This window comes from Streptomyces sp. NBC_01520, from assembly GCF_045040375.1.
Lineage (GTDB): Bacteria > Actinomycetota > Actinomycetes > Streptomycetales > Streptomycetaceae > Streptomyces.
Map to the genome: position 1 here is coordinate 496155 of NZ_CP109404.1, position 12001 is coordinate 508155.

General features: G+C 73.4%; 7 protein-coding genes. 2 read left to right on the forward strand and 5 right to left on the reverse strand.

Annotated features, from left to right (window positions below; all coding sequences use genetic code 11):
• Positions 1–38 precede the first annotated feature (38 nt).
• The 4 genes from OG524_RS02165 to OG524_RS02180 all read right to left on the reverse strand — a co-directional run bounded on the left by OG524_RS02165 (position 39) and on the right by OG524_RS02180 (position 5431).
• Positions 39–710, reverse strand: a complete 672-nt coding sequence (locus tag OG524_RS02165; protein ID WP_405392687.1) for an RES family NAD+ phosphorylase — start codon at positions 708–710, stop codon at positions 39–41.
• Positions 710–1390, reverse strand: coding sequence for a hypothetical protein (locus OG524_RS02170; RefSeq protein WP_405392686.1), 681 nt, complete (start codon positions 1388–1390; stop codon positions 710–712). Before OG524_RS02170 ends, OG524_RS02165 begins: the two co-directional genes overlap by 1 nt.
• Entirely contained in the window at positions 1387–4803 is a 3417-nt protein-coding gene (locus OG524_RS02175) for a CHAT domain-containing protein (RefSeq protein ID WP_405808786.1), read from the reverse strand. Before OG524_RS02175 ends, OG524_RS02170 begins: the two co-directional genes overlap by 4 nt.
• A gap of 97 nt (positions 4804–4900) precedes the next feature.
• Complete coding sequence (locus OG524_RS02180) at positions 4901–5431, reverse strand: hypothetical protein (protein ID WP_405392684.1); 531 nt, start codon at positions 5429–5431, stop codon at positions 4901–4903.
• A gap of 299 nt (positions 5432–5730) precedes the next feature.
• Here OG524_RS02180 and OG524_RS02185 point away from each other — a divergent pair, with 299 nt between their 5' ends.
• A complete protein-coding gene (locus OG524_RS02185) occupies positions 5731–9057 on the forward strand; it encodes a CHAT domain-containing protein (protein WP_405808788.1) in 3327 nt (1108 codons plus the stop codon).
• Between the two features lie 202 nt (positions 9058–9259).
• Positions 9260–11011, forward strand: coding sequence for a GAF domain-containing protein (locus OG524_RS02190; RefSeq protein WP_405812413.1), 1752 nt, complete (start codon positions 9260–9262; stop codon positions 11009–11011).
• A gap of 44 nt (positions 11012–11055) precedes the next feature.
• On the opposite strand, the gene OG524_RS02195 is transcribed toward OG524_RS02190, so the two are convergent.
• Positions 11056–11793, reverse strand: a complete 738-nt coding sequence (locus OG524_RS02195; protein ID WP_405392682.1) for a response regulator — start codon at positions 11791–11793, stop codon at positions 11056–11058.
• Positions 11794–12001: the final 208 nt, after the last annotated feature.

Below are 12001 nucleotides of genomic sequence, written 5' to 3' on the forward strand. Positions count from 1 at the left end.
GGACGGACAAGCCGAGGGCAGGACCGCCCGGCCGCGCGTCACCACCCCACGGGCTTCGAGATCTCCGCCCACAGCGGTTCGAGAAGCTTGTCGGCCTGCGCGACCCCCTCCTTGGAGCCGAGATCGGTGATGCCCCGTTCCGGCAGCACCTCCAGCGGCGTGCCTTCCTGGTCCTCGCAGCGGTCCTGGAAGAGGACCATGGCGTTCCGGGGGCGGTCACGCCGGGACTGCCAGATCAGGCCCATCGCGTCGGGGGCCTGGGCGCGGATCTCACTGGCCCAGCGCCGTGACTTCGCGTAGTTGCGCTCGTCCTCCAGGAGGGTCGAGTTCTGCCGGACGGCTGCCAGGTCCTTCTCCTCGATCAGCGAGACCAGGGTCAGCTCACGCGTGGTGCGCAGCACGCTCAACGACCGTCCGGACACCGTGGCGAAGGGGATCTCCCTCATTCCGGACGACGACGCGTAGGGCTGGGAGCGCAGCACGCTCTCCGCGAGGGCCGTGACGGCCGTGTCGGCCACGTACAGGCTGTGGTATGGGTCCAGCCGGGTGCCTTCGAAGCGGCCCCCGTCGAAGTGGATGTCCGCGAGTGTCGGGTTGAACTGATGTGCCGCGTACCTCGACTTGTGCACGCGCCACAGCTCGGTGCCGGCCGGGATCACCTCACGGTGGGGGCGCAGTTCCCAGGTGATCATCGGGAAGAAGCCGTTCATCACTCCCCCTCCACGAGTGTGGTGGCGGCGCCGACCAGTTCGTGATCGGGCCGCCGTCCCAGGAGCGACGCGGGTGTTCCGCCCAGCCAGCTGTTGCCGCTGAGCCACCAGGACGCCGCGCCCCGGGGGTCGATGTCCGCCAGGAGCAGCCGGTTGACCTCCAGGACGACGTCGTGCGGGGTGCCGCCGACCGCGGGGAACTGGAAATCCGGATAACGGTCGCCGTCCCGGGGGTCCGGCAGTCTGATCAGTTCGGGTGGAGGCGTGCCACCGCAGCGGGCCCTCGCCTCGGCCGCCGAGAGGGCGGGCGTCCGGAGCAGCGGGTCCTGTGCGCCGCCGGGGCCGAACGGATCGGGTGCCGGGGCGGCGGCCAGCAGGTGCATCAGCGCCCGCGCGTCCGCCACGGTCGCCGGTCCGGGCGGTGCGGCGACGAGCCGCACCGAGGCCAGCGCGACGCGCACCGGGTGGTCGAGCGGCAGTGGCAGTACGGCGAGCCGTACGCCCTGGAGTGCTCTGCGGACCGCTCGGTCCTCGTCCGGCGGCGCTTCTGCGAGCGCGGTCAGCCGGGTGATCAGCAGCGCGTGCTGCGCGTCGTCGAGCGCCTCGCGGATGGTGGTCCTGTGCTCACCGATCAGGGCGAGCAGTCGCTCCGCGGCTTGGCCGCGGCCCTCCTCGTTCATGCTGTCCCTTCTCCTTTCCTCGCTGTTCCCGGGCCGGGATGTCCTTGGTGGATGAAGGCGGCCCAGAGCCCGATCCGGTCCAGTCCCGGTCGTCGCATCTCCCTGAGGAGCTCGCCCCGGAGCGAGCCCGGGTTCTCCCGGGAGGGGTCCAGCATCCACAGCTGCGCGGCTCTCAGGGCGTCCCCGGGGCTCAACCCGTCGACCACCAGGTAGTGGTGGAACACCGCCATCAGCAGGGCGGACCCGCTGTCCTGGGCCAGCCATCGTGATCCCACGACGTCCCGTGCCCCGCCGGCGACGAACGCCGTGGTGAGCGTCAGTGCCTCGTCGTGGTCGCGCTTGCTGAGGTCGGTCTGGCAGGCACTCAGCACGATCAACGGCCCGTCGGCCGAGTCGTGCCGCTCCTCATGGTCGAGCAGGCGGGTCACGGTCAGCTTGCCCGTCCCGCCTCCCTCGGCGGGCGCGAGGTCCAGGGCCGAGACCGTGGGGCGGGTGCCCGCCGATCCGTGCGAGACCACGTGCAGCAGCGAGGCACCGTCGGCGAGGTATCCGAGGACGGCGTCAGGGGTGCCCGGCATCAGCTTCCCGGGGGGCGCGTCGTAGAGCTCGCCGCACAGCCGGGCCTGCGGATAGAAGGCGTCCCGCAGGGCGGTGACCTCGGTCTCGGCGTACGTCAGGTCCATCAGCGGGTCGGCCACCAGCACCGGGGCGGACACCGGGTCGCGGGGCGCGCGGCGCACCGTACGCAGGAACTGGCTGCCGGACGCCGCGTAGCTGATCACCGTGGTCCGGCAGAGGTGGTCGTGGGCCGCCTCGGGCGGGAAGCGCGCGGCGTGCCAGGGGACGACGCCGAGCCGCCCGCAGGGCACCAGAACGACCCTGAGTGGCTGGTCGTCCCAGTCCCGGTCGGTGGTGAGCCTGTCCTCGATGCCGCCGAGTACGGGGGCCAGCGCCTGGAAGGCCCAGTCGCACATGACCTCGAGAGCCTCCTCCCAGGCCTTCGCGGCCGATTCGTCGCCGGGCTGTTCCTGTGGGAGCGCCGCCGCGTCGAGGTACCGCTCCAGCGGGCCGCTCCCGCTGCCGGACAGCAACGGCAGTGCGCCCACGGCGGCCCCGAGTTCCGGGGCCACCACGAGGACCAGGCCCGGCTCCTCGTCCTCGCCGGGAACCAGGTAGAGGAGGGCGTCCGCGCCCGCTTCCGCGACCCCGTCCGCCAGTTCGCTCAGGGTGGGGGTGCCGAGCAGGCCGCCCTCCCCGCGGTAGCCGAGGGCGTCGAGGGCCTGCCGTCGCAGGGTGCTCGGCAGCATGCCGGGCGCCTCCCCCGGGTCGGCCGGCCCGGGGCCCGGGGGCACGGGTGTCTGCGGCGACTCGGGGGGCCGGCGCGACTCGGCCGCCCGCCAGGCTTCGGCGAGGTCACCGCGCCCGGCCGTTTCGAGGAGCTCGGGCACGGCCGAGGAGGTGGACGCCGCCTGCAGTACCAGGGCCCGGCCCAGTTCGAGTGCGGCCACGGCTTCGTGCAGCTTCCCGTGCGAGGCCGCCCACCGGGCGGCCCGTACCCCCCGGCTCGCCCCGGCACGGGCTGCCAGCAGCCCGTGCTCGGCGCCGGTCTGGAGGAGGACGTCGGCCGCGAGGGCCACCAGGGCCTCCTTGACGGCCTCCAGCGAGGCGGTGTCCCCCGTGTCCTCCTTGAGGATCCTGCGCAGGTGGTACGCCTCGGCGAGCTGCCACAACGCGTCGGCCGCGATCCGCGGCGCCCGTCCCTGCCGTACCTCGTCCCTGAGTCGTTCCAGTTCGCCGATGAGGACGTCGAGGACGGCGGGGTCGCGGTCCAGGCCGACGCGCAGGCTCAAGGAGAGCGTCGACCGGTAGAGCTCGTCGGCCGAGGCTCCCGGGGGCGGGGGGACATGGTCGGGGACCGGGACCGGCTCACCGGTGAGACCGGCGCGCAGCAGGTCGAAGTCCGGCATCTTCGGCAGGGGCGACGTGTCGCCGAGCGGGAGGCCGCTCGCCTCGGCACCTGCCGCCCCCTTCTCGAGGAAGGGCAGGGACCGCAGGAGCATGTCCTTGTCCCGGGTCACCGCGCCGAGCCTCCCGTAGGCCGCGCCCAGGGCCCAGTCGGCCAGAAACCGGAACGGCTGCCCTTCGGGGACACTCCTGTCGAGGGTTTCGGCCTCGGTCACCAGGCCCCGAAGTGCCTCGGTGTCCTCCGATTCCCCGGCTTCCAGGACCTTGCTGTAGAGCTCCAGTACGCGGCCGAGGATGGTCGGGTCGCCCAACTCCGGGGGCAACGATCCGGCGATCTTCTCCATGTGGCCGACGATCGTGTCCATCCGGGCGCGGCCGGCCGACCGGTCCTGGAAGGTGCCGCCCACGCCCGGACTGACGGCGAGCAGAAGCGCCCGCAGGGATTCCAGGGCGGAGGCGGAGTTCTCCCCCACCAGCGGCAGGTCCTGCACCGAACGCAGCCTGCCGAGCAGCTCGTTGAGCGCCTCGGGGTCGCCGCTCTTCAGGACGTCGTCGAGCCCCGTGGTGGTCGCGTGGACGGCGTCCATGGCCGTGACCATGTGGCGGAGGTCGTCGGGCGTGAGTTTCGGTTTCCGACCCTTCTCCGGAGCCGGTTCCGGAGCCGATGCCGACGTCTGTTCCTGCTCCTGGGAGGGTTCGGGGTCCGGGGAGGGTGCGGGGTCCGGGGCCTCGACGGCTCCGGGCACGTCCGCGCGCTCGACCGTGGGAGTCCCGGCCGTTGTGGAGATCCGGTCCGTCACCCGCCTCAGCTGGTCCGTGAACACCGAGCCGGCCGGCATCATCCCCGTCAGCAGGTCGGAGAGTCCCGGCCCGGTGGGGGCCGAGAGCAGGTCCTCGAACTGACGCAGCTGCCGCAGGAAGTCGTGGGGCAGCGGGAGTTCCACCACGTCCGCCATCAGTGCCTTGATCTCGAGCACCACGGTCGTCATCCCCGCGGGACCCGTCCGCGTGGCCCAGTCGAGGAACGCCGACAGATCCGGCGCACCGCCGGCTGCGCCCTGTTGCGGCTGGATCGGCGAGACGTGCGTCAGCAGGAACAGCGCCGCCCACCGCCGGTCCTCCTCGCTCACCGTCGCACCCGACGGCGTCGTACGGTCCCTGGCGTCCCGCAACAGCTTCTCGGCCCGGACCCGGTCCGCCGGTGCGCCTTTCCCTTCGGCATGCCGCATGGTGAGAGCACCGGCCAGCCATACGTCCACCGAGCCGCGCACGTCAGCTTCTTGATCCAGCAGTTGGGCCAGCTGTTCGAGTTCGGCGACCGAGGCGTCGTGGGCACCCGAGGGCACCGCGCCGCCTCCCAGCCCGGCGATCAGCCGCTTCACCCGCTCCGCGGCGTCCCGGGCCCAGGCTCGCAGACCTTGAATGCCACCGCTCTCCTCCTGGCTCACCGGCGCCCTGCCTCTCCCGAAATCCCGACCGCCTTCGAAGTCGTTCCACTATGCCGATCTGTCGCGCGCGTGGCGGCGACTTCCGCGCTTCTCCCGCTCAACGCCCGGACTGTGCCCGGGAGTCGCCCAGATCGGCCCGCATCTCGTAGCGCATCTCTCGCAGTCGGTCCCACAGGGCGTCGACACTCTCCTGGACGGCGGCGGGCGAGTCCCCCGGTCGCCGTGCGCCGTCGTCCAGTCGCCGGACCATGCCGTAGACGGCCCCGAGGTCGTGGCTGACATCGCCCGCGTGGCCGAGTACCCGCTCCGGCAGCCGCATCTGGGCCTCCGCGTACACCTCCCGGTGCTGGTCGCGTGCCTCGGTGAGCCTCGGCCGGACGACCGGCAGGTCGGTGTCACGGCCCAGCGCGTGCAACTGGTCGGTGAGCGCGGCGAGGTAGTGCCGGGCGGCGGTGTTGAGCGCCACGTAGCAGGCCCGCAGCTCCTGTGCCTCGCTGCGCCTCATCCACAGCTCCTCGGCACGCTCCTGCTCCCGTTGGCGGCTGCGGTCGGCGGCGCGCTGGGTCAGCAGCGCGGACAGCAGAGTCCCGGCCACTCCGACGACCGCGACCACCGAAGCGGTCGCCAAACCGGCATCCACGTTGCCCCCGTCCGTCGTTCCGTCACCCCACCAGCGAAGCAGGCCAATCCGGGCCGGGGAACCCCCGGTCCGGAGCCCGCCCGGGGTTCGCCCTGTCGCCGACCAGCCAGACGGGCGGACAGCCGGCCGGACAGGCACACGGACGCCCCGGCCGGTCCCGCTGGGCGAGTTCTGGTTGCGCGAGGGGCAGTTGCCGGGAACCGCGCACGGCGGGCGGGGTCGCGCGGCCATTATGGCCTCGGAGCGACGACCGGAGCATTCGACCGCGGCGGACGGGGCGTGGACACATGGTGGGCGACGAGGAGAGCGACGGCGCCCGGGGACTGCGGCTCTGGGCCGCCGGCGCGACCGAACGGGCGGGCGCGTTGATCCACCGGGTGGGAAACGGCAGCGTGTCCGCCGAGGAGTTCGACGGTCCGGTCGCCGAACTCACCCAGTTGCGCCACCTGCTGGACCACGACCGGGCGCTGCTCGGCAGGGTCACCCTGGGGCTCGGGGCCCTGCTCGCCGTACGGCACGTCTCCGGGCACGGCTCGCCCGAGGACCGGGACGAGGCCCTCGGCCTGCTGGACGAGGTCCGGGATCCGACGACCGCCGCCGGGGAGGCGGTGTCCGAGCAGGGCAGGCAGTGGGCGGCGATGTTCCTGCTGATGGTGACGGGACGGCCGGCGCCGGGCGGGGCGGCCGGGGCGCCACCGGACTTCTGGTCCGCCTTCGACCGGTCCAGGGAGGCCGGGCCCGACGAGGGGCCGGCGGAGGCGGCGGAGCTCGCGGCGCTGGCCGCCGAGGCCCGGCAGCTGACGATATCGCCGGATGTCCAGGCACAGTTGGGGCAGATGCAGGACATGCTCTCGTACGCCTCGCGGGGCGACTTCTCCGATCCCGGGAAGCTGCTGACCATGCTGCCCGCGAACTTCCCGTTCACCGAGCAGCTGCGCATGCTGCTGGGCCTGCTGACGGCCCTGCCGGACGCCGCGGAACCACAGCCCTGCGCCCAGGAGGCGGAGCAGGACCCGGAGGCCGACAACACGGTCAACGGCGCCTGGCTCGCCGCGATGCTCGGCACCTCGGAGGCCCTGCGGACCGGGGATCCCGAGGCCCTCAGCCGGCTTCTCCAGCGGCTGGGTGGCGATCTCGACCAGCTGCCGGACGGCCACGGCCGGGCCTCCGAGGTCCAGAACGTGATCCGGCTGGTGCTGCAGACGGGTGAGCCGCTCGGCGGCAGCCGCGTGGACGGGACCGTCGCCCGCGAGCACACGAAGTCGGTCAACGAGCACTACGAGCGGCTGGCTGCCGACGATCCCGCCACGGCCGAATTCGCCGTCGGGCTGCGGGCGAGTAATCTGCTCACCCGGATGCGCGCGGCCGAGGAGGCGGAGAACGGCGAGGACCTCCTGGGCCTGGTGGCCGAACTCGACGCGCTGGAGAAGTCCACCCCCGCCGGCCACCCGTTCCGCTCGCTGGTGCTGCTCGCGCAGGGCACCGCGCTCACCTCGCTCGGCGGGCGCACCCGCGACAGCGAGCTGCTGATGCGGGGCCTGGCCCAACAGGAAGAGGCGCTGACGGACGTGTCGGCGGGGGACCTCGGCATCCCGGAGTCGCTTCTCGCTGCGACCCGGGAGGGGCTCCAGGCCGCCAGGGCCGTGACGGGAAAAACCCCGGACCTGCTGCCCGAGCGTGTTCCTCTGCCTCCCGACGCCTCCACGGACACCCGCTACTTCTCCGCCCTCTCGGCGACCCTCCGGCACTCGGTCACCCATGACCCCGCCGACCTGGACACGGCCATCGACGAGCTGGAGCAGGTCCGCGACCGTGTCCGGCAGGGCCGGTGGCCGCAGGTCGCCGCCGACGCCCTGTGGCAGCTCGCGGAGAACCACCGCCTCCGGCTGCGCCTCACCGGGGACACGGCGGACCGGGACGCCGCCACGGAGTCTGCGCTGGAGTCCCTGCAGGCGCTCGCCGGGGACGTCGTCCTGCAGTCCGGCCCCGATCACGGCCTGCTGGCCGCCCGGTCAGGGGCCGACCGCGGCATGCGGGCCGCCGTCTGGGCCGCCTCCGAGGGGCGGGTCGAGGACAGTGTGGCCGCGCTGGAGCTGGGCCGGGCCCTGGTGCTGCAGGCCGCGTCCACCTCGCAGGCCGTTCCCGATCTGCTGGAGGCGCGCGGCCACCACGAGCTCGCGCGGGCGTGGCGTGCGAAGGGTGGCGGAGCCGGCGGGGAGCCCGACGTGCTGCCCCGCGCACTGCCCAGCTCGCTGCGTCGCCGCGCCCTGGAGGCGCTGGGTCACCGGGAGCCCGGCGGCGTGCTGTTCCACACCCCCACGGTCGACGAACTCAAGGCCGGGGTGGCGGAGGCCGAGGCGGACGCACTGGTCTATCTGCTCGCCGGCGAGGGGGCCACGCCCGGCATGGCGATCGTGGTGGGCCCGGACACCGGCACCGGAGTCCGGGCCCTGCCGCTCCTGTCCGGCGAGGAGAGCGGCCCCCTGGAGCGTTACGTCGATGCCGCGGGCGAGTACGGGAACCGGCCCGGGGAGCCCTCCGCCGTGGAGGCGTGGGAAGACGCCCTCGCCGAGTTGTGCGCCTGGGCGACGGGGGCGGTGATCGCACCGGTGATGTCCGGCGTCGCCGAACGGCTCGCCGCCAACAGGAGCCGGCGGAGGGACCGTCCCGGCCCGCCGAGGATCGTGCTGGTGCCCTGTGGCCGCCTCGGCCTCGTCCCCTGGCACGCGGCCCGCCTGCCGGCCGGGGCACCGCACGACTACGTCTGTCAGGCGATGGTGATCAGTTACGCCGCGTCCGGCCGCCAGTTCCTGAACACGGTCCGGCTCGCCCGGCGCGCCCCTGCCGCCTCCCCCGTCCTGCTGGCCGACCCCACCATCACCCTGACGCACGCGGAGCTGGAGGTGGCGGCGCTCCAGCAGTCCCTGTACCCCGGGGCGCGCCTGTTCGGGGAGTTCTACGAACCTCCTGCCGAACTGGCGGGAGCCGGCACTCCGGACGATCTCCTCGACGCACTCGGCAGTGCTCCGTCGCTGGTCCACCTGGCGTGCCACGGCTCGGCCGGGACCAGCCCGACGGCGTCCGTGCTGCAACTGGCGGCACCCGTCGGCCCGTCGGGACAGCCGCCGGACTCGGACGGGCAGCGCGGGGAGACGGACACCGGCACGCTGACCGTCTCCCGGCTGCTCAGCCGCTCGGCGGGTGGGCAGGGGGCCGCCGACGGGCCGTTGGTCGTGCTCAGCGCCTGTGAGACGGACCTGAGCAAACGCGATCACGACGAGGCGCTGACGCTGACGACCGCTTTCGTGGCGAGCGGGGCGCGGGACGTGGTCGGATCGCGGTGGGCCACCCGGGACTCGGCATCGGCGCTGATGATGGGCGTGTTCCACCACTGTCTGGCCGTCGACGGGCTCAGTCCGGTCGACGCGCTGCGGGCCGCGCAGATGTGGATGCTCGACCCGCATCGCAGGAATCCGGGGTCACTCGCCGGCAAGCTCCTCGACGAGCTGGACAAGGGGCCGAAGCTGGAACGGCTGACGGCCTGGGCCGCCTTCATCCACCAGGGTCATCCGGGTCCGTCCGCGCCACCGCCGTCGGGAGCTGCCGTAAACTGACCACCCGTGGAACGGTCCCAGCCCGCGGTGAGCCGGTGACCCGGCCTACCCGCACGGACCCGGAGAGCGCGCCCCGATGACAGAAGCAGCATGCCCGGAGCGGCACTCCCCCGGCGCCTCCTCCCCCGCCCCGGAATCCCGGTGCCCCGTCCGGGACACCCCCGCCGGCACGGGTGCGGGTACCGGCAGCCGGCCGGACCGCATGCGCGGCCTGCTGGACGCCGTGATGAGTCTGGGACGTGGGCTGGAGCTGCCGGAGGTGCTGCGCGGCATCGTGGAGGCGGCGGTGACGCTGACGGACGCGGAGTACGGGGCGCTCGGGATCGTCGGGGACGACCGGACACTGCTGGAGTTCCTGACGGTCGGCATGCCGGACGATCTGACCGTCAGCATCGGGCAGACACCGTGCGGGCGGGGCATCCTCGGTGAGCTGATCCACCATCCGGAACCGCTGCGGCTCACCGATCTGAGCAGCCATCCGCACAGCTTCGGCTTCCCGCCCCACCACCCTCCGATGCACAGCTTCCTCGGTGTCCCGGTGCGGGTGCGTGACCAGGTCTTCGGCAATCTGTACCTCACCGAGAAGCGCGGCGGGCACAGCTTCGACGCCGACGACGAGGCACTGCTGACCACCCTGTCGATCGCCGCGGGGGTGGCCATCGACAACGCCCGGATGTACGAGGAGAGCCGCCGCCGGGAGCAGCGGCTGGAGGCGCTGGGTGAGATCACCCGCGCCCTGCTCTCGGGGACGGACGCCGACGAGGTGCTGCACCTGGTCGCCGAGCGGGCGATGGAGGTCGCGGGGGCCGACCGGGCCGCCGTCCTGCTGCCCCCGCCGCGTCCGGACGCGGACTCCCGGCCGTACGCGGACTCCCGGCCGGACGCGCTCTGCGGGCAGGAGGCAGCCGAGCGACCGGCAGACCTCGCCCGGCTCACCGTCGCCGTGGCGCACGGCCGGGACGCCGACCGGGTACGGGGTCTGTCCCTCCCCGCGTCAGGGTCACTGGCCGGGCTCGCCGCCCGTACGGGCACGCCGGTGCACTGTGCCGACGTGCGTACGGATCCCCGGGCGCACCCGCTCGGCGGCGGTGCCGAGGAGGGCCTGGGGCCGGTGGTCGCCGTGCCGCTGCGGGTGGGTTCGGGAGCCATGGGCGCGTTGCGGCTGGGGCGCCCGGTGGGCCGTCCCTCGTTCGACGACACGGAGGTGTCGCTCGTCTCCGGCTTCGCCGACCAGGCCGCCATCGCCCTCGAACTGGCGCGCGGGCAGGCGAGGTCCGAGGAGCTCGCCGTCATGCACGACCGGGACCGGATCGCCCGCGATCTGCACGACCTGGCGATCCAGCGTCTGTTCGCGACCGGGATGACGCTGCAGAGCACCACCCGGGCCATCGCCGACCGCCCGGAGGCGGCGGAGCGGGTCAGACGCGCGGTCGACGACCTGGACACGACGATACGGATCGTGCGGTCCACCATCTTCGATCTGCGGACGGACGGTTCGAGCCACGGGGGGCTACGGCACCGGATCGCGGAGACGGCCCGTACGGCGGCCCGCGCCCTCGGTTTCCGGCCCTCGGTGCGGATCGACGGGCCGGTGGACTCCGTGGTCCCGGACGATCTGGCGGAGCACGTGGCGGCGGTCGCCGCCGAGGCGGTGTCCAACGCGTCCCGCCATGCCGGTGCGAGCCGTATCGACATCGTGCTGTCCGCCGACGAGTCGGTGTCTCTGACGGTCACGGACGACGGCATCGGTCCGGGCGCCCGGACCGCCACCGCCTCCGCGTCCGTGCACGGACCCGCTTCCGGCACGGCCACGGATACCGACGTGCGCAGGGCGCGGCGCGGCGGCGGTCTGGCCAACATGCGTGAGCGGGCCGAGTTGTGCGGCGGGACCCTGACCGTCGAGGCGCCCGTGGGCGGCGGCACCCGGATCAGCTGGAGCGCTCCGCTCGACTGACCCGCCGCCCCGTCCGCCCACGGCCCGCCCGCGGTGGGTCAGCGTCATCGGGACAGGTTCTGCCCCTGCCGTTCCCGGATCCGGCGGGCGAGCATGGCGGCCTGGATGCGGCGGCCGACGCCCAGTTTGGCGAGGATCGCGGAGATGCGGTTCTTGACGGTCTTCTCGGCCAGGAAGAGGCGTTCGGCGATCTGCCGGTTGGTCAGCCCCTCGCCGATGAGATCCAGGATCTGACGTTCCCTAGGGGTGAGCCTGTCCAGTTCGGACGCCTCGGCGGCGGGCGGGTTCCGGGGGCTTCGGAGTCTCGCCATCACGCGGGCGGTCGTGCGCGGGTCCAGCATGGACGTGCCCGACGCCACCGTGTGCACGGCGGTGACGAGGTCGGCCCCGTTGATCTGCTTCAGCACATATCCCGCGGCTCCGGCCATGATGGCGTCGAACAGTGCCTCGTCGTCGTCGAACGACGTCAGCATCAGGCAGGCCAGGCCGGGCATCCGGGCGCGCAGTTCCCGGCAGACCTCGATGCCGGCGTGGTCGCCGCCCGTGTCGCCGCCGAGCCGTACGTCCAGCACGGCGACGTGGGGCCGTCCGGCCGGTACGCGGGCCAGCGCCTCCCGGGCGTCGGAGGCCTCGCCGACGACCTCGATGCCGCCGTCGGCCTCCAGCAGGTCGCGTACGCCGCGTCGAACGACCTCGTGGTCGTCGAGGATGAAGACGCGCACCGGGGAGGCGGGCCGTTCCGGTGGCGTGCTCGTCGGGGTCGGTGCGGGATCGTCGTTCACAGATGCTCGATCGGTCGGGGAGCGGGGCGGACCGCACCAGTATGCGGTCGCTCGCGAAGGCGTCCGCGACAGGGTGCCGAGGCATGCCGGACCGCCTTACGGAAGGGGCCGAAAGGCCCTGTGACCAGGGCCGGTCAGCAGGAGGCACGCAGTGCCATACTGGCGCCGCCGACACGTCCGCAGGCCGCGGACGCCTTGTGCGGCCGAG